Source organism: Micromonospora sp. AB353 (assembly GCF_049538395.1).
GTDB classification, from domain to species: domain Bacteria; phylum Actinomycetota; class Actinomycetes; order Mycobacteriales; family Micromonosporaceae; genus Micromonospora; species Micromonospora aurantiaca.
Map to the genome: position 1 here is coordinate 1 of NZ_JBMVFV010000048.1, position 21,724 is coordinate 21,724.

At 73.1% G+C, this 21,724-nt stretch carries 20 protein-coding genes; 5 read left to right on the top strand and 15 right to left on the bottom strand.

The annotated features are described in order from the left end of the window. The 4 genes from ACPCK6_RS19505 to tmk form a co-directional block, all read right to left on the bottom strand. Positions 1–216 (bottom strand): hypothetical protein (locus ACPCK6_RS19505; protein ID WP_423481822.1); only part of this gene is annotated, 216 nt, incomplete at its 3' end. A gap of 1 nt (position 217) precedes the next feature. After that, positions 218–547, bottom strand: a complete 330-nt coding sequence (locus ACPCK6_RS19510) for a YbaB/EbfC family nucleoid-associated protein (RefSeq protein WP_013473591.1) — start codon at positions 545–547, stop codon at positions 218–220. Between the two features lie 128 nt (positions 548–675). After that, positions 676–1,947 (bottom strand): DNA polymerase III subunit delta', encoded by a 1,272-nt coding sequence (locus ACPCK6_RS19515; protein ID WP_423481823.1) that lies wholly within the window; start codon positions 1,945–1,947, stop codon positions 676–678. Beyond that, positions 1,944–4,100, bottom strand: a complete 2,157-nt coding sequence (tmk, locus tag ACPCK6_RS19520; RefSeq protein ID WP_423481824.1) for a dTMP kinase — start codon at positions 4,098–4,100, stop codon at positions 1,944–1,946. The genes ACPCK6_RS19515 and tmk overlap by 4 nt, the downstream gene beginning before the upstream one ends. Before the next feature lie 217 nt (positions 4,101–4,317). Here tmk and ACPCK6_RS19525 point away from each other — a divergent pair, with 217 nt between their 5' ends. Next, the gene (locus tag ACPCK6_RS19525; protein WP_396882053.1) at positions 4,318–5,526 is read left to right on the top strand and encodes an amino acid deaminase/aldolase; all 1,209 of its coding nucleotides are present in this window, start codon (positions 4,318–4,320) and stop codon (positions 5,524–5,526) included. 78 nt (positions 5,527–5,604) lie between these two features. Here the strand turns inward: ACPCK6_RS19525 and ACPCK6_RS19530 are convergent, their stop codons facing one another. After that, complete coding sequence (locus ACPCK6_RS19530) at positions 5,605–6,180, bottom strand: TetR/AcrR family transcriptional regulator (protein ID WP_047893935.1); 576 nt, start codon at positions 6,178–6,180, stop codon at positions 5,605–5,607. A gap of 219 nt (positions 6,181–6,399) precedes the next feature. Between ACPCK6_RS19530 and ACPCK6_RS19535 the strand changes: the two genes are divergently transcribed. Further along, positions 6,400–7,716 carry a D-arabinono-1,4-lactone oxidase gene (locus ACPCK6_RS19535; protein ID WP_396882052.1) on the top strand — a complete coding sequence of 439 codons (1,317 nt, stop codon included), beginning with the start codon at positions 6,400–6,402 and terminating at the stop codon, positions 7,714–7,716. A gap of 60 nt (positions 7,717–7,776) precedes the next feature. Here the strand turns inward: ACPCK6_RS19535 and ACPCK6_RS19540 are convergent, their stop codons facing one another. The 7 genes from ACPCK6_RS19540 to ACPCK6_RS19570 all read right to left on the bottom strand — a co-directional run bounded on the left by ACPCK6_RS19540 (position 7,777) and on the right by ACPCK6_RS19570 (position 16,646). Then, positions 7,777–8,730 carry a DUF559 domain-containing protein gene (locus tag ACPCK6_RS19540; protein ID WP_423481825.1) on the bottom strand — a complete coding sequence of 318 codons (954 nt, stop codon included), beginning with the start codon at positions 8,728–8,730 and terminating at the stop codon, positions 7,777–7,779. Between the two features lie 112 nt (positions 8,731–8,842). Continuing rightward, on the bottom strand, positions 8,843–11,677 hold the full coding sequence (topA, locus tag ACPCK6_RS19545) for a type I DNA topoisomerase (protein ID WP_423481826.1): 2,835 nt from the start codon (positions 11,675–11,677) through the stop codon (positions 8,843–8,845). A 269-nt stretch (positions 11,678–11,946) separates the two neighbouring features. Then, positions 11,947–12,555 carry a hypothetical protein gene (locus ACPCK6_RS19550; protein WP_423481827.1) on the bottom strand — a complete coding sequence of 203 codons (609 nt, stop codon included), beginning with the start codon at positions 12,553–12,555 and terminating at the stop codon, positions 11,947–11,949. Then, the gene (locus tag ACPCK6_RS19555) at positions 12,546–13,088 is read right to left on the bottom strand and encodes a hypothetical protein (RefSeq protein WP_396882048.1); all 543 of its coding nucleotides are present in this window, start codon (positions 13,086–13,088) and stop codon (positions 12,546–12,548) included. The genes ACPCK6_RS19550 and ACPCK6_RS19555 overlap by 10 nt, the downstream gene beginning before the upstream one ends. A gap of 101 nt (positions 13,089–13,189) precedes the next feature. After that, the gene (locus ACPCK6_RS19560; RefSeq protein WP_423481828.1) at positions 13,190–15,538 is read right to left on the bottom strand and encodes a sodium-translocating pyrophosphatase; all 2,349 of its coding nucleotides are present in this window, start codon (positions 15,536–15,538) and stop codon (positions 13,190–13,192) included. Positions 15,539–15,858: 320 nt separating this feature from the next. After that, the gene (locus ACPCK6_RS19565; protein WP_262015346.1) at positions 15,859–16,296 is read right to left on the bottom strand and encodes an ATP-binding protein; all 438 of its coding nucleotides are present in this window, start codon (positions 16,294–16,296) and stop codon (positions 15,859–15,861) included. Continuing rightward, positions 16,296–16,646, bottom strand: coding sequence for an STAS domain-containing protein (locus ACPCK6_RS19570; protein ID WP_187691961.1), 351 nt, complete (start codon positions 16,644–16,646; stop codon positions 16,296–16,298). Before ACPCK6_RS19570 ends, ACPCK6_RS19565 begins: the two co-directional genes overlap by 1 nt. A 92-nt stretch (positions 16,647–16,738) precedes the next feature. Here ACPCK6_RS19570 and sftH point away from each other — a divergent pair, with 92 nt between their 5' ends. From sftH to ACPCK6_RS19585, 3 genes are all read left to right on the top strand, one after another. After that, entirely contained in the window at positions 16,739–19,303 is a 2,565-nt protein-coding gene (sftH, locus tag ACPCK6_RS19575) for a DNA 3'-5' helicase SftH (RefSeq protein ID WP_423481837.1), read from the top strand. Between the two features lie 256 nt (positions 19,304–19,559). Next, on the top strand, positions 19,560–19,766 hold the full coding sequence (locus tag ACPCK6_RS19580; RefSeq protein ID WP_043327245.1) for a hypothetical protein: 207 nt from the start codon (positions 19,560–19,562) through the stop codon (positions 19,764–19,766). Positions 19,767–19,926: 160 nt separating this feature from the next. Continuing rightward, on the top strand, positions 19,927–20,505 hold the full coding sequence (locus ACPCK6_RS19585; RefSeq protein ID WP_091414614.1) for an LURP-one-related family protein: 579 nt from the start codon (positions 19,927–19,929) through the stop codon (positions 20,503–20,505). A gap of 54 nt (positions 20,506–20,559) precedes the next feature. On the opposite strand, the gene ACPCK6_RS19590 is transcribed toward ACPCK6_RS19585, so the two are convergent. The 3 genes from ACPCK6_RS19590 to ACPCK6_RS19600 form a co-directional block, all read right to left on the bottom strand. Continuing rightward, positions 20,560–20,958 carry an Rv3654c family TadE-like protein gene (locus tag ACPCK6_RS19590; protein ID WP_423481829.1) on the bottom strand — a complete coding sequence of 133 codons (399 nt, stop codon included), beginning with the start codon at positions 20,956–20,958 and terminating at the stop codon, positions 20,560–20,562. A 107-nt stretch (positions 20,959–21,065) separates the two neighbouring features. After that, the gene (locus tag ACPCK6_RS19595) at positions 21,066–21,488 is read right to left on the bottom strand and encodes a TadE family type IV pilus minor pilin (protein ID WP_423481830.1); all 423 of its coding nucleotides are present in this window, start codon (positions 21,486–21,488) and stop codon (positions 21,066–21,068) included. Between the two features lie 50 nt (positions 21,489–21,538). Beyond that, a complete protein-coding gene (locus tag ACPCK6_RS19600; RefSeq protein ID WP_396882045.1) occupies positions 21,539–21,706 on the bottom strand; it encodes a DUF4244 domain-containing protein in 168 nt (55 codons plus the stop codon). Between the last annotated feature and the right edge of the window lie 18 nt (positions 21,707–21,724).

The window sequence follows — 21,724 nt, forward strand, 5'->3', positions numbered from 1 at the left end:
CAGCCGGACGGCGGCGGCCTGCGCCTCGCGTGCCCGGTCGGCTGTGGCCAGGGTCCACTGGCGGTGCAGTGCGCGGCCCACCTCGCCGGGGCGGCCGGTGGCGTCCGCGCCGAACGCGGGATGCGGCGGGTCGGTGGCGGTCACCGTGCGGGACAGGGTGGCGAGGGTGACGCCGGCCTCGTCGAGACGGGCGGCCAGGGCACGCAGCGTCTCCATGTCAGGCCCCCGCCAGCGGCCGGTAGGCCGCGAACGTCTCGTTGTGCAGTTTCTCCCGCGCCCACTGCGCCGCGTCGGCGGCGGCGGTCACCGCGGCCTGCACCGAACCGGCCACGTCGCGCGGGCTGCGGTGGTGCAGCGGGCCGAGGAACCGCACGTCGGTGATGCGCCCGCCGGCGGTCACCACCACCTCGACGAGCCCGTCGGGCGAGCGGACGGTGACCTCGACCGTCGCGACCGCCTGGTCGAACTCGGCCTGCAGGTTCTCGATCCGGCGGTAGCGCCGCACCGCCTCCTCGATCCAGGCCTCGTCGATCTCGCCCCGCGGCATCGGCGGACTCCTCCCGGCCGGTCCGGCCTTCACTGAGCGTGCCGCCTCGGTCACCGCGGCATCACCGGACCGTACCGCACGCCAATCGCGCGTGTCGATGCCCTGTGGACAGTGCGGAAGGGCCCGGCTCAGCCGCGCCAGAGGGCCAGCATCATCGCCTCCACGGCGATCCGCGGCTTGACGTTCGCCTCGATCGCCGCGCGGCACTCCAGCACCGCCTCCAGGCGGCGCAGCGAGCCCTCGGCGTCCCACTTCTGCGCGCCCGCCGAGGCGAGCGACGCGGTGTCGGTGTGCACCGGGGCGACAGGCGCCCGCAGCGCCATGATGAGCGCGTCCCGGTAGAACCCGGCCAGGTCGACCAGCGCCCGGTCCAGCGCGTCCCGCTGGGCGCGGGTGGCACGCGACTTCTGCCGCTTCTCCAGGTCCTTGAGCTGACCGGCCGCGCCGCGCATGGCGCCGGCCGCGCCCCGGCCGGTGCCGCCCGCGCCGAGCGCCGTCTGCAACGCCGTACGCTCCGCCTCGTCGATCTCCGCGACGGAGGCGGCGGCCTCCGCCTCGGCGGCCTCGATCAGCGCCGAGGCCGCGTCGAACGCCGCGCCCACGCCGGTCAGCCGGCGCGGCACGGCCAGCACCGCGTCACGCCGCTGCCGGGCCTCCGGGTCGCGGGCCAGCCGCCGGGCCCGGCCCACGTGCCCCTGCGCCGCCGCGGCGGCCCACTCGGCCACGTCCGGCGCGACGCCGTCGCGGCGGACCAGCACCTCGGCCACCGCTGCGGGCGGCGGCTGCCGCAGCGGTACGACGCGGCAGCGCGACCGGATGGTCACGGAGATGTCGTCCGGGTGGGTGGACGGGGCGCAGAGCAGGAAGACGGTACGCGGCGGCGGCTCCTCGATCGCCTTCAGCAGCGCGTTGCCGGCGGCCTCGGTGAGCCGGTCTGCGTCCTCGATGATCACGATTTGCCACCGGCCGCCGGACGGCGCGCTGGCCGCCCGCAGCACCAGCGCGCGCATCTCGTTGACGCCGATGGACAGGCCCTCGGGCACCACGAGACGGACGTCCGCGTGGGTGCCGGCGAGCGTGGTGTGGCAGCCGGGGCAGGTACCGCAGCCGGTGCCGTGCACGCACTCCAGCGCGGCGGCGAACGCGCGGGCGGCCACCGAGCGGCCCGATCCGGGCGGCCCGGTGAAGATCCAGGCGTGGGTCATCCCGCCGCCCGGGTCGGCCGGCGTGGCCGGGCCCGGATCGCCGTCGTGCTCCTCGGCGAGCGCGTCGAGGTCGTCGTACCCGCCCGCGGGGGACGTCACCGGCGCGCGCAGCAGGGCGGCGGCCGAGGCGGCGGCCCGCCGGAGCATGGCCACCGCCTCGTCCTGCCCGACCAGATCGCCGAAGACGTCGGTCATCGTCGGGGTTGCTCCATCGTCACCAGCTCCGCGTCGGATAACTCGGGCTGGACCGAGGTGTCCGGGCCCTGCGCCGGACGGGGGTGCACGATGCCGGCCGGATCCGCGAGCAGCTCGCCCACCCGGCGGGCGACCGCGTCGGCGGTCTCGTCGATCGGGCGGGACGCGTCGAGCACCAGGTAGCGCTTCGGGTCACCGGCGGCGAGGTCGAGGAAGGCGTACCGGACCCGCTCGTGGAACGTCAGCGACTCGGCCTCCAGCCGGTCGGTGCCCTCGTTGCGGTCCTCGACCCGGCTCAGGCCGGTACGCGGCTCGACGTCGAGCAGCACCACCAGGTCGGGCTTGAGGCCGCCGGTGGCCCAGGACGAGAGCCAGGAGACCTCGTCCACCGGGAGCGTCCGGCCGGCGCCCTGGTAGGCGAGCGACGAGTCGACGTACCGGTCGCTGATCACCACAGCGCCGCGTACGAGCGCCGGGCGGACGACGGTGGCCACGTGGTGCGCCCGGTCGGCGGCGTAGAGCAGCGCCTCGGCACGCGGCGACGGTGCCTCGCCGGGCGTGGTGCCGAGCACCAGCGAGCGGATCCGTTCGCCGACCGGCGTGGCGCCCGGCTCGCGGGTGACCACCACGTCGCGGCCCTGCGCACGCAGCCGGTCGGCGAGCTGGGCGAGCTGGGTGGACTTGCCCGCGCCCTCGCCGCCCTCGAAGACCACGAACAGGCCGCTGGAGACGAACGGCTCGGCCGGCATCAGCGGGCGGCCCCGGATCGAGCCCCATAGGTCGGCGAGGACCGGTACGCCCTTCTTGTCGTCCATCTGGCCGAACGCGCTGATCCCGGCGATGATGCCGGCCGCGCCGGCGGCGAGCAGCAGCAGACGGGTGGAGGAGATGGAGATGCCCAGGTCGGCGATGGTGAGCTGGCGGGAGCCGCCGACGCCGACCAGGAGGCTGCTGAGCGCGATGGCCAGGATCAGCACCAGCCGGGTGCCGATCTGCACCACCGCGAAGACCCGGCCGCGTACCTCGTCGGCCACCTCGCCGCCGAGCAGCGTGGTGCCGGCCAGGAACGCCATGCCGGCGCCCGCGCCGACCAGGATCGCGCCGAGGATGGCCATCGACAGGTGGATGGCGAACGCGAGCACCAGCACGGAGGCGCTGGCGAGCACGATGCTCATGCCGAACCAGCGGCGGCGGGACATGTCCCGCACGATCATCGGCCCGAGGCCGATACCGAGCGCCAGACCGACGAAGATCGCGCCGAAGAGCAGCGAGAACGCGGCGTCACCGGCGCCGAGCGAGTTGGCGAAGAACTTGGCCGTGCCGACCACGATGCCGCCGCCGGCGAACGCGCCGAAGATGCCCAGCACCAGGCCGCGGACGAGCGGGGTCTTGCCGATGTACTTCCAGCCCTCGGAGAACTGCCGGAACATGCTCTGCTCGGAGCGCTCGGCCTCGCCGCGCTGGGCGTGGCTGATCTCCTTGATCCCGAACGCCACCACGAGCGCGGTGGCCAGCCGGGAGAAGGCGTTGAACCAGAGCGCGAGCTGTGCGGGTTCGGCCCAGTCGGGCAGGTCGCCGCCGACCGCGCCGCGGACGCCGCGGTCCAGCACGGCCAGGGCGATGGCCGCCGCGACCGGCGTGAGGCCGTACGTGGTGATCAGCGTGAGCTGGTTCGCCGCCTCCAGCCGGGTACGCGGGATGAGGTTGGGGACCGCCGCCTCCTTGGCCGGGATCCACATCAACGTGATCGACTCGATCAGGAACGTGGCGATCAGCGCCCAGCCGACCACCAGCCCACCGGCGGCGCCGGTGAGCGCGTACAGCGGGATCGAGGCGAACAGCACGAAGCGCAGCAGGTCGCAGATGACCATGGTCCACCGGCGGTCGAACCGGTCGGCGAACACACCGGCCACCGGGCCGAGCACCAGCGCCGGGAGCAGCCGGATCGCGGTCACGCCACCGAACGCGGCGCCCTGGGCGGTGCTGCCGGAGACCTGGGAGGCGGCGAACAGCGCGGTGGCCAGCAGGCCGAGCCAGTCGCCGAAGGAGGCGGCGCTGAGCACGATCCACAGCCTGCGGAACGGCCGGATGCGCAGCACCGAGCGGATGGCGGCGACGCCGGAGTGGTCGGCGGCTGTCCCGGGCGACGACACGCCGGGCGACTCGCCGTTGTTCTGGCTTTCGATGGCCGTACCTCCACGTGCCGGCCCAGGTCTGGGCATCCCCGGTGGAACACTCTAGTCGCGCAGGAAGGGTCGTCCCCCGCGACATTCACCTGCTCGCCGAGCCTAGGCCGCCGGGACCACCGCCCGCAGCCCGGACAGACGCGAGGGTATTTCGCATTGCCGTCCAGACAGTTAGCGTGCAGACGTGGCCATCGACCGTGACAAACTTCGCGATCGTCTCGACCGGGCGACCGCTCACCTCGACCCGCCGTACGCGGTGGTCGACCTCACCGCGTTCGACGCCAACGCCGAGGCGCTGGCCGGCCGGTCCGGCGGCAAGCCGCTGCGCGTGGCGAGCAAGTCGGTACGCGTCCGCGAGCTGCTGACCCGGGCACTCAAGCGGCCCGGGTGGCGCGGCGTGATGGCCTTCACGCTGCCCGAGGCGCTGTGGCTGGTCCGTTCCGGGGTCAGCGACGACGTGCTCGTGGCGTACCCGACGGCGCACCGGGGCGGCCTCACCGACCTGGCCGCCGACCCGGCGCTCGCCGACGCCGTCACGCTGATGATCGACGACACCGCACAGCTCGACCTGATCGACCGGGTGTGCCCGCCCGCGCGCCGGCCCGCGCTGCGGATCTGCCTCGATCTGGACGCCTCCTGGCGACCGCTGGGCGGCCGGGTGCACGTCGGCGTGCGCCGCTCCCCGGTGCACAGCGCCACGGCGGCCGGCGCGCTCGCCGCCGCCGTCGCCGGCCGGCCGGGCTTCCGGCTGGTCGGCCTGATGTCGTACGAGGCACAGATCGCCGGCCTCGGCGACGCACCGCCCGGACAGGCGATGCTCGGCTCGGCGATCCGGGTCGCGCAGCGCGGGTCGTACCGGGAACTGCTCGCGCGCCGCTCCGCCGCGGTCGGCGCGGTACGCGACCACGCCGACCTGGAGTTCGTCAACGGCGGCGGCACCGGCAGCGTGGCCGCCACCAGCGCGGACCCCGCGGTCACCGAGGTCACCGCGGGCTCCGGCCTGTACGGGCCGACGCTGTTCGACGCGTACCGTGCCTGGCGGCCGACCCCGGCGGCGTTCTTCGCCTGCGCGGTGGTCCGCCGCCCGGCACCCGGGCTGGCGACGGTGCTCGGCGGTGGCTGGATCGCCTCCGGCCAGGCGGCGAGCAGCCGGCTGCCGCGGCCCTGGCTGCCGGACGGGTTGAAGCTGCTCGGCGCGGAGGGCGCCGGCGAGGTGCAGACCCCGCTGGCCGGGAAGGCCGCCGACGACCTGCGCGTCGGCGACCGGGTGTGGTTCCGCCACGCCAAGGCGGGCGAGCTGTGTGAGCACGTCAACGAGGTGCACCTGGTCGAGGGGGACGCGGTGGTCGCCACCGTGCCGACCTACCGGGGCGAGGGGCACGCCTTCCTCTGAGCCACCTCGCGGCTCCGCCCCGCCACGTGACGACGGCGGGCCCCGGCGTGTCCGGGAACCCGCCGCTCGGCGTGCCGCTCAGCCCTGGTGGGCGGCCTCCGTGGGGGCGTTCACCTGCCGGTGCAGGTACTCCCGGATGAGCGCCTTCGCCTCGACCAGCACCCGCTCGTCGCCGTCGGTGCGACGGCGGAAGGCCAGCTTGATCAGGGCGTCAGCGGCCTCCACCGCGACCTCCAGGTGGAACCGCAGGTCGGGCACCCCGGCCAGGCCGAAACGCTCGGTGAGTACGCGGGCGAGCTGCTCCGCGATGACCCCGTTGTTGTCCCGCTGGTCGTCCAGCAGGTGCAGGTCGACCACGTCGCCGAAGTGCAGGGTACGGAAGCCGGGGACGGTGCGGTGCATCGAGATGTACTCGTCGATCGCCGCGTCGACGCCGTCCCACCAGTGGGTCAGGTCGTCCGAGGAGAACCGCTCGTCGAGCCGCTGGAGGTAGGACTCCATGGTGCGCAGCGTCAGCGCCTGCACGATCGCCCGTTTGTCCGGGAAGAACTGGTAGACCGACCCGATCGCCACCTCGGCACGCTCGGCGAGCAGGGTCGTGGTCAGCCCTTCGTACCCCACCTCGTCGACGAGCTCGGCGCAGGCGTCCAGCATCCGCTGGACTCGCGCGACACTTCGACCCTGCACCGGTACCCGACGCAGCGGCCCGGTCGTGGCGGCTGGTGTGGACACTCGGCGCCACCCCCCTTCGACGGATGAACATATCTGCACGTCACGAGTCTGTGACTACCGGTACAACGAGCCGGGCTCGATTGCGGTATTTACCAGGCACAACGTTCCTGATATGAATTCAGTTCATATTCATGTCGAGGAGTGGCCGCGATGACCGGTACCACAGCCACCTGGTCCAACTGGGCCGGCAACCAGCACAGCACCGCGCTCCTCACCGTGCGCCCGCACAGCGTCTCCGACGTGGCCGAGGCCGTGCGCCAGGCCGCCGCGGCGGGCCGGACCATCCGGGCCACCGGCAGCGGCCACTCCTTCACCGCCACCGCCGTCGCCGACGGGCACCGGATCGACCTCGCCGCGCTGGAGACGGACGTCACCGTCGATGTGGCGCGCCGCCTGGTCACCGTACCGGCCGGGATGACGTTGCACACGCTCAACGAACTGCTCGCCGGGCACGGCCTCGCGATGCCGAACCTGGGCGACATCGACGCCCAGACCATCGCCGGTGCGCTCTCCACAGGCACCCACGGCACCGGGGCGAAACTGGGCTGCCTGTCCACCTTCGTGGCCGGGCTGACGCTCGTCACCGGCACCGGCGAGGTGCTGCGCTGCTCGGCCGAGGAGAACCGCGACGTCTTCGACGCCGCCCGCGTCGGGCTCGGCGCGGTCGGCGTACTGGTCGAGGTCACGCTGCGCTGCGTGGACGCCTTCGTGCTGCGCGCACACGAACGCCCGGCCCCGCTCGCCGAGGTGCTCGACGACCTGCCCGGCCTCTACGGCGCGCACGACCACGCCGAGTTCTACTGGTTCCCGTACACCGACCGGGTGCAGGTCAAGACCAACGACCGGGTACCCGCCGACGACCAGCCACTACCCGGCTGGCGCGGCTGGCTGGACGACGAGTTCCTCTCCAACACCGTCTTCGCCGGCGCCTGCCGCCTCGGGCGCGCCGTACCCGCCCTCGCACCCCGGATCAGCGCCGTCTCCGCCCGCGCGCTCACCGAACGCACCTACACCGGACGCTCCGACCGGGTGTTCTGCACGCCGCGCCGGGTCCGCTTCGTGGAGATGGAGTACGGCCTGCCGCGCGAGGCGCTGCCCACCGCGCTGGCCGAGCTGCGCCGGATCGTGGACCGGCTGCCGTTCAAGGTGCTGTTCCCGGTCGAGGTGCGGTTCACCGCCGCCGACGACATCTGGCTGTCCCACTCGTACGGGCGGGACTCGGCGTACATCGCCGTGCACCAGTACGTGGGCATGCCGTACGAGCCGTACTTCCGCGCGTTCGAGGAGGTGGCGACGGAGCTGGGTGGCCGCCCGCACTGGGGCAAGCTGCACTGGCGCACCGCCGAGTCCCTGGCGAGCGCCTACCCGAGATTCGCCGACTTCCAGTCCGTCCGCACCCGCCTGGACCCCCAGAACCTTTTCCAGAACCCCTACTTGACACAGGTTCTGGGCGCTTGACGATCTTGGAGGGAAAGGGCCCTTATCGGGGCCGTTTTCTTCCAAGATCTCGGCTGGCGGTCACCCTGGCCAGCCGGCCGCCCGCAGGGCGGCGCGGAGTTGGGCGATCACCTCTTCGGGATGGGCGCGCAAGACCCAGGCGGGGAACCGGAGAACCCGGTCGCCCTCGACCCACAGGTCGTTCTGCCGCCGCATGTCCGCCCACGCGTGCGCCGGATCGAGATGCTGGCCGCCGTCCACCTCGACGTGCACGCGCCACTGCTCGAAGTACGCGTCGAGGTAGCGCCGCCGGCCAGCGGAGTCCCGGCGGACCACCTGACGGCTCGGTTCGGGCAGCCCCGCGCTGCGGACGAGACCGAGCAGGTCGAGTTCGCCCAGGGAGTGCGCACCGCCGGCCGCATCCGTGGCGGTGGACAGGATCAGCCGTCGTCGGCGGATCCGGGGCATCCGCTCCACCACCTCGTGCAGGTCGTCGCCACCCACCAGCCGCTGCTGGAAGGCAGCCGCGACGATCGCGCGGGCCCGGGTGTCGGTCGGTGCCCACTGCGCGGCGTCGACGATCGACCGGGCCGCCGCCGTCCGGGGCGGTGCCGCGACCGGCACCACGTCGGAATCGGGCAGGTGGGTCGTCCGGTGGGCCAGCACACCGGCCGGCAGCGGTGACCGACGGGTCGTGGCGGGCAGGAGCAGGTGGACTGTCCGGTCCGGGAAGCCCCGCAGCCCGCCCGCCTGAGCAGCGGTCACGCCACCCAGAAGCGCGGTGGGACCGGCCGCCAGTACGGCGATCCACCGGAGTTGCGCGGGACCGACCGGGCCGTTGTGCGCGACGAGAACCGCGCGATGCGCCTGTCGCCACCGACCGGTCGTCACCCGGTGGCGGATCGCCCTACGCGTGAGATGCGCTCGTGCCTGCTGGAGGCTGAGCACGTCCTCCTGCCGGAAGAGCAGCCAGGTCAGTTCGTCCGCGTCATCCGACGGCAGCGCCCGCCGCATGCCCGCCCAGGAGTTCCCCACCCACCCACGGTGCCCCCGACGCGGCCCTCTCGCCGCCCCTGTGGACAACCACCAGATCTTGGAAGAAGACGGCCCTCATAGGGGCCCTTTCCTTCCAAGATCTCGGAAGGGGTCACTCGTTCGGGGTTGAGGTCGCCTTCTTGGGAGCAGCCTTCTTCGCGGGGGCCTTCTTCGCCGCCGTGGCCTTGGCGGCCGTCGTCTTCTTGGCAGCCGTCGTCTTCTTGGCGGCCGTCGTCTTCTTCGCCGGGGCGGCCTTCTTGGCGGCCTTCTTCTTCGGCGCCGGGCCCTTCGCGCGCTTCTCGGCCAACATCTCCGACGCCTGCTCGAGCGTCAGCTCCTCCGGCGTCTGCCCGCGCCGCAGCGACGCGTTGAACTCGCCGTCCGTCACGTACGGCCCGAAGCGCCCGTCCTTGATCACCAGCGGCTTCTCGGTGAGCGGGTCGTTGCCCATCTCCCGCAGCGGCGGTGCGGCGGCCCGGCGCTGACGCGTCTTCGGGGCGGCCAGCAACGCCAGCGCCTCGTCCAGCGTGACGGTGAACATCTTGTCTTCCGAGTCCAGCGAGCGGAACTCGTCACCGCGCTTGACGTACGGGCCGTAGCGGCCGTTGTTGGCGAACACCTCGGTGCCGTCCGGGGCCACGCCGATCAGCCGGGGCAGGCGCAGCAGCTGCAACGCCTGCTCCAGGGTGAGGCTGTCCGGCGTCTGCGAGCGCAGCAGCGACGACTTGCGCTCACCGCTCGCGACGTACGGGCCGAACCGGCCGGACTTGAGCACGATCGGCTCGCCGGTCGACGGGTCGTCGCCGAGCTTGCGCTCACCGCCGCCGCCGAGGAACAGCTCGTGCACCTTCTCCGGGGTCAGTTCGTCCGGTGCCAGGCCCTCCGGGATCGGCGCCCGGTCACCCTGCGAACCGCCCTCCTCGCCCTCACCCTCACCCGAGGCCGAGCCCGAACCCGGGCCCGGAACCGAGCCGGGCAGCGCCCGCTGCAGGTACGGCCCGTACCGCCCGACCCGGACGACGACCTCGCGGCCCTCGTCGTCGGTGAACAGCGGGATGGAGTTGACGCTGCGCGCGTCGATCTCGCTGAGGTTCTCGGTGACCAGCTTCTTCAGGCCACCGGCGTGCGCGATGGCCTGGTCGCCGGTGCCGTTGGTGCTGCCGAAATAGAAGGAGGTGAGGAAGTCGACGGCGGCGTGGTCACCACCGGCGATCTCGTCCAGCTCGTTCTCCATGCTGGCGGTGAAGTCGTAGTCGATCAGGCGCGGGTAGTGCCGCTCCATCAGCCCGATCACCGCGAACGCCAGGAACGACGGGATCATGGCCTGGCCGCGCTTCACCACGTACCCGCGGTCCTGGATCGTCTGCATGATCGACGCGTACGTGGAGGGCCGGCCGATGCCCAGCTCCTCAAGGGCCTTGACCAGCGACGCCTCGGTGTAGCGGGCGGGCGGCTGGGTGTGGTGGCCCTGCGCGGCCAGCTCGTCGGCGGTCAGCGGCTGGTCCTTGACCAGCGTGGGCAGCCGCCGCTCGGCGTCCTCGGCCTCGGCGTTCTCGTCGTCGCTGGACTCGACGTACGCGCGCAGGAAGCCCGGGTCGGTGATGGTCTTGCCGGTCGCGCCGAAGTCGGCCTCCTCCTGGGCGGAGGAGACGGCGCGGATGCGCACCGACACGCTGGAGCCGACGGCGTCGGTCATCTGCGAGGCGATGGTGCGCCGCCAGATCAGCTCGTAGAGCTTGTACTCCTCGGCGGACAGCTCCTTGGCCACCTCGCCGGGGGTGCGGAAGTTGTCGCCGGCGGGGCGGATCGCCTCGTGCGCCTCCTGCGCGTTCTTCACCTTGCCGGTGTAGCGGCGCGGCTCCGGCGGCACGCTGCGCTCGCCGTACAGCTCGACGATCTGCCGGCGGGCCGCCGCGATGGCCGTCTCGGACAGGTTCACCGAGTCGGTACGCATGTAGGTGATGTAGCCGTTCTCGTACAGGCGCTGCGCGGTGCGCATCGTCTGCTGCGACGAGAACCGCAGCTTGCGGGCCGCCTCCTGCTGGAGCGTGGAGGTGATGAACGGCGCGTACGGGCGGCGGCGGTAGGGCTTCTCCTCGACCCGGGTGACGGTGAACGGCTGGTCGGCCAGGCGGGCCGCCAGCCCCCGGGCCCCGCCCTCGTCGAGGTGGACGACACCCGCACCGGCGCGAACACGACCGGTGGTCGGCTCGAAGTCCTTGCCGGTGGCGATCCGGTCACCGTTGAGCGCGACGAGCGTGGCGTTGAACGTGCGCGGGCCCTCGCCCGGCTTCGCCACGGCGAGCGTGGCCAGGATGTCCCAGTATTCAGCGGTGCGGAACGCCATCCGCTGGCGCTCCCGCTCGACCACGATCCGCGTCGCCACGGACTGCACCCGGCCCGCCGACAGCTTCGGCATGACCTTCTTCCACAGCACCGGCGAGACCTCGTAGCCGTAGAGGCGGTCGAGGATGCGCCGCGCCTCCTGGGCGTCGACCAGGTCGCGGTCGATCTCCCGGGGGTTCGCCACCGCGGCCTGGATGGCCGGCTTGGTGATCTCGTGGAAGACCATCCGCTTGACCGGCACCTTGGGCTTGAGCGTCTCCACCAGGTGCCAGGCGATGGCCTCGCCCTCGCGGTCCTCATCCGTCGCCAGGAAGATCTCGTCGACCTCCTTGGCCAGCTTCACCAGCTTGCTGATCTGCTGCTTACGGTCGGGCGACACCACGTAGAGGGCGTGGAAGCCGTTGTCGACGTCGACGCCGAGGCGCGCCCACGGCTCACCCTTGTACTTCGCCGGGACGTCGGCGGCGTTGCGGGGCAGGTCCCGGACGTGGCCGAAGCTGGCCTCCACGACGTACCCCGGGCCGAGGTAGCCCGAGATCGTCTTGGCCTTCGCCGGTGACTCGACGATGACCAGACGGGTGGTTCCAGCGTTGCTCGGCACGTCTCTCCCCGACCTCACTCCTACGCCATGCCCGCTTCGGGCCGTGTTGCGCCACCCGGACCACAGGCGGTCCGGATGTCCAACGTAACGCGCCGTCCGCGTTCCGGGTTTCGTGGGCGGCAAACGGGCCGCCCTCCCGGCGACCGCCGGCCGCACCCTGCCGGACGGCGTCACGGTACACCGTGGGTAGGGCGACAGGCGGGTCACTGTGACGATCGCGTACACCCGGCGCAGCCGTCGCCGGGTGTCCGGCTTCGGACACCGGACGGTCAGCCGGGCGAGCCCGGCCACTCCGCCGCCGGGGCCGTCGCCGGCCGTTCCCCCACCAGTTCGGCGAGCCGCGACATGCGCCGCCCGCCGATCCGGAACGCGGGTCCGCCCTCGTCCGGCTCCACGAACGCGGCCGGCAGGCCGACCGCCGCCAGCGCGGCGCGGACCACCGGCCAGGACGGCTCGTCGGCCGGTCCGAGCCGCAGCCGGAAACCGGCCGGCTCGGCCGCGCCGGCCGCGGCCGACCAGAGCCGCAGCCGCCGTCCGTCCAGGTGGAAGCGGGCCGGCGGCCGCTTCACGCCGCCGCGCAGCCAGGCCCGCGCGAGCGGTGCCAGCATGCTCGTGTACGCGGTGCGCACCCGGTGCCGCCCGTCCTCGGTCGGCTCCCAGCTCGCCGGCACGCCCCGGGCACCCAGCTCGGCCACCAGCACGTGCACCCGCCAGGCGGCGTCGACCACCACGGAGATCCGGGCCGTGCCGCCCATCCGCCCCACCTCACCCGGCCCGGCGAGCAGGCCGGCGAGATCCGCCAGGGCCGGATCGGCCGCCTCGGTGGAGAACAGTGAGGGCTGGCGGGCGGGGTTCGGGGTGGGAGGGGTCAGCGACACTCCGGGACCTCGTCGAAGGCCTCTTTCAGCTCGGTCGAGTTGAGTTTGCTGGTGTCCAGCGCGCTCGCGTCGTACTCCTTGTTGAGCGTGTCCACGGCGGCGCGCACGCCGTCGTAGAACGGCCCGGCCTGGGCGGTGTCGAGCCGGTCGATGGCGCCCCGGGCCCGGCCGTACGCGTCGCGCATCTTGCTCAGCGACCCGAGGAACCCGGCGGACACCTCGGCGCCGCGTTCGGCCTCGGGCACGCCCGCCTCCTCGACCTTGCGCCGGGCCGTCTCGCTGGCCTGCTCGGCGCCGGCGAAGAGCCGGACCAGGTTCTCCTTGGCCTGCGCCGGGGTGGTCTGCGCGGTCATCTGCTGCTGCGTGCTGCTGGTCAGCTTGGAGATCTCCGCGCGCCACGGGGTGAGCGCCTGGCACACCGACGCCGCCCAGACGCGGGGGCTGGGACCGCCACCGCATCCGGTGACCACGAGGACCAGCGTGGCCAGGACCACCGTGAGCTTTCCGGCGGTTGCCGCCCGGCGCGTACGCATGCGAAGCAGCGTACGACCTCCGGGCGGAACCGCCACCGGTCAGGTTTGCCGGGTACGGGGTTCCCGGCCGGCCGGGGCCGGCCGGGAACCGTCGCGTGCGATCAGGCGTTCACCGTCTCCGGACGCTGGTCGGGCGTGCCGGCGCCGCTGTCCTCGTCGGTCATCGCCACGCCCTTGCGCTTGCTGAACACCACGGCGGCCGCGATGATCAACGCGGCCACCACGGCGATCGTGATGCGCAGCGGGTTGTTCTGGTCGTCGCCCACGCTCCAGGCCACCACGGCCGGGGCGATCAGCAGCGAGACCAGGTTCATCACCTTGATCAGCGGGTTGATCGCCGGGCCGGCGGTGTCCTTGAACGGGTCGCCGACGGTGTCACCGATGACGGTGGCGGCGTGCGCGTCGGAGCCCTTGCCGCCGTACGCGCCGTCCTCCACCAGCTTCTTGCCGTTGTCCCAGGCGCCACCGGAGTTGGCCAGGAAGACCGCCATCAGCGTGCCCGCGCCGATCGCGCCGGCCAGGTACGCGGCCAGCGCGCCCGGGCCGAGGCCGAAGCCGACAGCGATCGGAGCCAGGATGGCCAGCAGACCGGGGGTCATCAGTTCGCGCTGCGCGTCCCGGGTGCAGATGTCCACGACCTTGCCGTACTCGGGCCGCTGGGTGCGGTCCATGATGCCGGGCAGCTCGCGGAACTGGCGGCGTACCTCCATCACCACGGCGCCGGCCGAGCGGGAGACCGCGTTGATGGCCAGGCCGGAGAAGAGGAAGACCACCGCCGCGCCGATGATCAGGCCGACCAGGTTGCGCGGGTTGGACACGTTGAGCGAGTTGAGGATCTCGGTGCCGACGTCACCCACGCCCGCGTCCTCGTACGCCGAGCGCAGCGTGTCGGTGTACGAGCCGAACAGCGCGGTCGCGGCCAGCACCGCGGTGGCGATCGCGATGCCCTTGGTGATCGCCTTGGTGGTGTTGCCGACGGCGTCCAGCTCGGTGAGCGTCCGTGCGCCGTGCTCGTCGATGTCGCCGGACATCTCCGCCACGCCCTGCGCGTTGTCGGAGATCGGGCCGAACGTGTCCATCGCGACGATGACGCCGACGGTGGTGAGCAGGCCGGTGCCGGCCAGCGCGACCGCGAACAGCGACAGCGTGATCGAGCTGCCGCCGAGCAGGAACGCGCCGAAGACGCCGGCGCCGATCAGCAGCGCCGAGTAGACGGCCGACTCCAGGCCGACGCTGATGCCGGCGAGGATGACGGTGGCGGCGCCGGTCTGCGAGCTCTTGCCGATGTCCTGTACCGGGCGCCTGTTGGTCTCGGTGAAGTACCCAGTCAGCGCCTGGATCGCGGCGGCCAGCACGATGCCGATCACGACCGCGCCGATGGCCACCAGCCGCGGGTTGCGGTCGACGTCGGTCAGCCCGCCCTCCAGCTCGGCGAACGTCGCGGGCAGGTACGCGAACGCGGCGATCGCGACGAGCACCGCGGCGATCAGCGCGGACAGGTAGAAGGCCCGGTTGATGGCGGTGAGGCCGTTGCGGTCGCCGGCGCGCAGCCGGGTGATGAACACGCCGACGATCGCGACCAGCACGCCGATGGTGGAGATGATCAGCGGGAAGACCAGGCCGGTCTCGCCGAACGCGGCCCGGCCGAGGATCAGCGCCGCGACGAGCGTGACCGCGTACGACTCGAACAGGTCGGCGGCCATGCCGGCGCAGTCGCCGACGTTGTCGCCCACGTTGTCGGCGATGGTGGCGGCGTTGCGCGGGTCGTCCTCGGGGATGCCCTGCTCGACCTTGCCGACCAGGTCGGCGCCGACGTCGGCGGCCTTGGTGAAGATGCCGCCGCCGACCCGCATGAACATGGCGAGCAGCGCGGCGCCGAAGCCGAAGCCCTCCAGCACGGTCGGGGCGTCACCCCGGAAGATCAGCACGACCAGCGCCGCACCGAACAGGCCGAGGCCGACGGTGAGGAAGCCGACCACGCCGCCGGTGCGGAAGGCGATCTTCATGGCGCCCTCGCGCCCGCCTTCCCGCTCCCGTGCGGCCGCCGCCACCCGCAGGTTGGCGCGGGTGGCCAGCCACATGCCGGCGCCGCCGATGAACGCGCTGAACAGCGCACCCACCACGAAGAACGCCGAGCGGCCGACCTTCACCAGTGTTTCGTTGCCGTCGGTGTCGTGCACCGGCAGCAGGAAGAGCAGCACGACGGCGATCACCACGAAGATCGCCAGCGTGCGGAACTGCCGCAGCAGGTACGCCGACGCGCCCTCCTGCACCGCGCCGGAGATCTCCTGCATGTTGGTGGTTCCCTTACCGGCCGCCAGGACCGCCCTGGTGAGGGCGGCCGCGAAGACGAGCGCCACCAGCGCGATGACCGCGGCGATGACGACGTACGTCACGTTGGCTCCGGTAAGGGACAGTGCGCCGCCGTCGGCGGCCAAGGTCCCGGACATCTATGTCCTCCTGTACCGAACAACTCGCGCCGGCCTGTGGAGACGCACGGGCCGACGCCTGGATGCGGACTCGCAAGCGCGCGCCAACCCACCCCGGCGGACCAGCGATGAACTCCCGTTCCCGCTGGCTACGGGATGGGATCACTTGCTGACAACCCGCGTACTGTAGCCCTCTGGCGTGGCGGAGGTCACACCGAGGGGGCACCGTGTCTCGATGATCTTCGTAACTGTGTTATGCGAAGAAATCTGATATATGGCGCGGCCGATACGACGAGGCCGCGCCCCCCTCGCGGGGAACGCGGCCTGCGTGTGCGAATCGGTCAGGCGCGGCCGGCCGGCCAGGACATCCGTACCTCGGTGCCGACGCCGTCTTCGACCGGGCGGACCTGGAGATCCTCCACGAAACCGGCGAGCAGCGCGAAGCCCACGCCGGTGGTGAGCGCGTCCTCGCTGAGCGACTCCTTGGCCAGCTCGTCCGGGCCGAGCGCGGCCAGGCCGAGGCCCGCCTCGATCGGGGCCCGGTCCACCACCCGGACCGTGTAGCCGCCGCCGTCGGACATCTCCACGTACACCGGGTCGGCCAGCCCGTACTGCCGGTGCAGCGCCACCGCCCGGGTGCACGCCTCACCGATGGCCAGGCGCACCTCGTCCAGCAGGTCCTCGCGTACGCCGGCCCGCCGGGCCACCGCGACGCCGACCAGACGGGCGGTGCGCACGTGCACCGGGGCCGGAGAGAAGGACAGCTTGACGGTCGCCATCACGCGCCGGTGGAGTCGGCGGCGATGGCCGCGTCGACCGTCGGATGCAGCGGGAAGACCTGGTCCAGGGCGGTGATCCGGAAGATCTTGAGCAGCGGCTCCTTGTCGCAGACCAGCGCGAACGAGCCACCGGCCGAGCGCAGCCGCTTGAGCGCGCCGACGAGCACACCCAGTCCGGTCGAGTCGAGGAAGTCCACCCGGCCGAGGTCGACCACCACGTGGCGGGCCCCGCCGTCGATCAACTCCAGGAGCCGTTCCCGCAGGCGGGGGGCGGTGTAGACATCCACCTCACCACCGACCTCGAGCACCGTGTGCTCCCCCACGGTGCGGGTCGCCAGCGACAGCTCCATCGGTCCCTCCTCGGTAAACTCTCCTGGGCATCTAACCATCCCCCCGTGCGGCCCTCTCGGGTCACCGGCCACGCCCTCCCCATACCCCCACCCTGCGGTTCCCAATTCCGAACACCAGTGCGAGAGTGCAGGACGTGACCGACCACAGCCCCGGCCCGCGGCGTGCGCCGGGCGAGCTGCTGCGCCGGTTGCGGCTGCGTCACCCCACCGACCCGGTCACCCACGTCGAACGCGTCCCGGCCCGCGCCGGCGAGCCGGTCGGGTGGCCCGGCTGGGCGCCGGAGGAACTGCGGGCGGCGTTCTCCCGGCGCGGCGTCACCGCCCCGTGGCGGCACCAGGCCGAGGCCGCCGAGCTGGCGTACGCGGGCCGGCACGTGGTGGTCGCCACCGGCACGGCGTCCGGCAAGTCCCTGGCGTACCAGCTTCCCGCGCTGAGCACGCTGCTCGCCGACCCGCGCGCCACGGTCCTCTACCTGGCGCCGACCAAGGCGCTCGCCGCCGACCAGCTCCGCGCCGTCGCCGGTCTCGAACTCGACGGGGTACGCCCCGCCACCTACGACGGGGACACGCCGCGCGCCGAGCGGGAGTGGATCCGCCGGCACTCCCGGTTCGTGCTGACCAACCCGGACATGCTGCACCACGGCATCCTGCCCGGGCACGCCCACTGGTCCGGGTTCCTGCGCCGGCTCGCGTACGTGGTGGTCGACGAGTGCCACACCTACCGGGGCGTCTTCGGCTCACACGTCGCGCACGTGCTGCGGCGGTTGCGGCGGCAGTGCGCGCGCTTCGGGCGTACCCCCGTGTTCTTGCTGGCCTCGGCCACGTCGGGCGACCCGGCGGCGGCGGCCGGGCGGCTCACCGGCCTGCCCGTCACCGCCGTCACCGAGGACACGTCGCCGCGCGGCGGGGTGACGTTCGCGCTCTGGGAGCCGCCGCTGCTGCCGCCCACCGACTCGTCAGTCGACGCCGACCTCGTCCAGGTCCGGCGCTCCGCGCTGCGGGAGACCGCCGACCTGCTCGCCGACAACGTGGTCGAGGGGGTACGCACGCTCGCGTTCGTGCGGTCCCGCCGGGGCGCCGAGGTGGTCGCCGCGAACGCCCGGCGGTCCCTCGACGAGGCGGTACCCGGGCTGGGCGACCGGGTGGCCGCCTACCGGGCCGGCTACCTGCGCGAGGAACGGCGCGAGCTGGAACGGGCACTGCTGCACGGCGACCTGCTCGGCCTCGCCTCCACGAACGCGCTCGAACTCGGCGTCGACCTGGTCGGGCTGGACGCGGTGCTGATCTGCGGCTGGCCCGGCACCCGCGCGTCGCTGTGGCAGCAGGCCGGGCGGGCCGGGCGTTCCGGCGACGAGGCCCTAGCCGTGCTGGTGGCCCGGGACGACCCGCTCGACACCTACCTGGTGCACCACCCGGAGGCGCTGTTCGGGCGCCCGGTCGAGGCGACGGTGCTCGACCCGGCCAACCCGTACGTGCTCGCGCCGCAACTCGCCTGCGCCGCCCACGAGTCCCCGCTCACCCCCGCCGACCTGGACCTGTTCGGTGAGGGCGCGAAGGAGGCGGTGGACTCGCTGGTCGAGGCGGGGGCGCTGCGGCAGCGGCCCACCGGCTGGTACTGGCGGCACCGGGAACGCCCCGAGGTCGACCTGCGCGGCGAGGGCGGCGCCCCGGTGTGCGTGGTGGAGGAGTCCACCGGCCGGCTGCTCGGCACCGTCGACGGCGGGTCGGCGCACTTCCTGCTGCACACCGGCGCGGTCTACCTGCACCAGGGCGTCTCGTACGTGGTCGACTCGCTCGACCTGGCCGACGCGTGCGCGCTCGTGCACGCCGAGGAGCCGGACTGGTCCACCCACGCCCGCGACGTGACCTCGCTGTCGGTGGTGTCGGTCCGCTCGTACGTGGACGCCGGGCCGGTCGGCCTGTTCCTCGGCGAGGTGGACGTGACCAGCCAGGTGGTGTCGTACCAGCGGCGGCGCATCGCCACCGGAGAGGTGATCGACACGCGCCCGCTGGACCTGCCCGCCCGGGAACTGCGCACCGTGGCGGTGTGGTTCACGCTCTCCCCCGAGTCGCTGAGCGCCGCCGGTGTCGAGGTGGCGGACGTGCCGGGCGCGCTGCACGCCGCCGAGCACGCCGCCATCGGTCTGCTGCCGCTGATGGCGACGTGCGACAGGTGGGACATCGGCGGGCTGTCCACCGCACTGCACCCGGACACCGAGGCGCCCACCGTCTTCGTCTACGACGGTCACCCCGGCGGCGCGGGTTTCGCCGAGCGGGCGTACGGCACCGCCGCGGCCTGGCTGCGCGCCACCCGGGACGCGATCGCCGAGTGCGGGTGCGAGACCGGGTGCCCGTCCTGCGTCCAGTCCCCGAAGTGCGGCAACGGCAACAACCCGCTGGCCAAGGCGGAGGCGGTGAAGGTCCTCGACGTGGTGCTGACCAACCTCGCCGCAGCCGGGCGCGCCGGCGGCGAGGCGGCGGTGGCCGGCCCGGAGGCGGTGGCCGGCCCGGAGGCGGTGGCCGGCCCGGAGGCGGGCACCGGCCCGGAGGCGGGCACCGGCCCGGACTCGGGCGGCCCGGAGCGCGGCGAGGTGTTGCCCCGGCAGGACGACCGGGCGGCCCGCCCAGCTCAGGCGGCCGGTGCCCCACCCGCCTGACCGCGCCGGGGCGGTTGGGGTTGCCCGCCGCAACTTCGGGGAGGTTGCGGTATCGACAGGTGCTGGACCCCGCCACTTCCCCGAACTGGTGTCGATCAAGCTGGGCCGTGCGGCTCCGCGGGTGCCCAGGTGTCTGGTTGGTGGGACGGGTGCATGAGGGCAGGGCCGCCGGGGCATTGATGTATGGGAGCGCTTCCATGCATCATTTCCGGTAGCGCACAGGTGACCCGAGACCCGTCCCGCCGGAGGTGCCGCCGTGGCCGACACGATCGCCGAGACCGTCGAACTGCTCTACACCATCGACCAGGAAAACCTCACTCCCGACCAGCAGATCGCGCTGGGCACCGCGCTGGCCACGCTCGCCCAGGCGGAACGGCTGGAGCAGATCAACGAGCGTCTGCGCGGCATCCACCAGGTGCTGAACAGCTGGGCGATGAAGGCCACGGTCGACGGCGGTCGTTGACCTTGCGCCTGCCGTTCGGGGTGCGGCGACACGGCCTGCGCGGCGTGCCGCCGCGTGGGTTCTGCGTGCGGCGACCGCTCGTCCCGCAGAGGTGGCGCGCTCGGGCGAGCGATGGTCGGCCTGCTGTGCAAGACTCCGGCGACCCCTCGAAGGAGATCCCATGTCGCCCGACAACCTGCAGGCCCAGCACCGGTTCATCATCCGTCAACGGCTCCGGATGATGGTCAACCAGTACGAGGTGCACTCGGTCGCGCCCGACGGCTCCGAGGGCGGGCTGCTCGCGTTCGCGCAGCAGAAGCGGCTCGCCTTCAAGGAGCAGGTGACCATCTACACCGATGACTCCAAGCAGTACCCCCTTCTCGGCTTCAAGGCCCGTCAGCGTCTCGACCTCGGCGCCACCTACGACGTGACCGATCACGCGGGCAACCCCATCGGCCTGTTCCGCAAGGACTTCGCCCAGTCGCTGCTGCGCTCGACGTGGCACGTCGAGCAGCCCGGCCTGCCGCCCGCCACCGGGCAGGAGCGCAGCCTGCCGGTGGCGCTGCTGCGCCGGTTCGTCGACTCGCTCTCCTGGCTGCCGTACCACTTCGACTTCATGGCGGGCGGCCAGCCGGTGTTCTCGGTCGACCGGAAGTGGGGCCTGCGGGACCGGTACTCCGTGGAGATCCAGCACCCGCAGATCGACCGCCGGCTGGTGATCGCCATGGCGGTCGGACTGGACGCTCTCCAGTCCCGCTGACCTGCGGCCCCCTCGGGCTCGGCCCGGCTCTCGGCTCAGGCACGGTTTCGCGTGTCAGGACCGGGCCGGGCCGGCCCGGGACGTCGCGGTGGCGTCCCGGGTCAGCCCCGGCAGCGGCGCGACGCGTACCTGCGCCGTGACGATCAGGTCCAGTCCGTCGATCCGGCAACCGGTCATCCGGCCGCCGTTGGCCGAGACCAGGTCGGCCGCGCGAGCGCAGGCGAGTTCCGCTCCGTCGAGCACCTGCACGGCACCGGCCAACGCACCGAAGTCCGCCGCGTTGCGGGCCTGATGCCGCGCCCACCGGGCCGCCCCGATCGCGGCGCCGAACACCCCGACCAGTACGAACACCAGTCCGATCGCGAGCAGGCAGACCGTGGCCCCGCCCCGGTCGGCCGAGGGCGCCCTACCAACGGGCTGCCCGCGCTCTCCGCTCCCCACGGTCCCGTCCACCCGGAATGTGGTCGTCCCGGGCCCGCTCGTTCTGAGCCTGCTCGTGTTGGATGGCCCTTCCACGGTGAGCCGGCGGAACGAGGAGTCGGCCCCGGCACTGCTGGAGCTCACGGCACCGGGCCCGGCGCGCCGGGTTCCACGGCGGCCACCGCCTCCGCCGACACGACCAGCCGGGGCAGCCGCGTACCGAACGTCCGGACCGGTGCCCGGACCGTCGCCGTGACCCGATCACCGGCCACCGTCACGGCCACTTCGGCGCCATCAGGGGCGTACCGGGTTCCGGCGACCGCGCCGGACTCGCCCCGGGCCGCGGCCAGAGCCGCCTCCCGGGCCGCGTCGACACACGCGACCCGGGTACCCACCGCGTTCACAGCGGTCAGCCCGGCGACGAGGAGCAGCATGAGCGCCGGCAGGCCGGCCGCCAACTCGGCGGTGAAGGAACCCCGCTCGCACGCCACCCGCGAACGCCACAGGCGCCACACCGCCCCGGCCCGGCGGCCGACGGCGTTCCGGGCGGGCTCGTTCGACACGTCGAGCGGGTGGAGCGACCGACCACGGCGACCGGCCCGCCGGCGCCCGATCACTTCAGGGCCCGGTCGATGACGGCGGTCAGCGCGGACTGCACGTTGCCGGAGGTCAGCACCTTCAGCAGGATCCCGGCGAAGGCGACCGCGGCGAGGGTGCCCACCGCGTACTCGGCGGTGTTCATACCCGCGTCACCTCGCAGGCGGGTGCGGAGCTTGCGCATGTCGTACGTCCCTTCTCG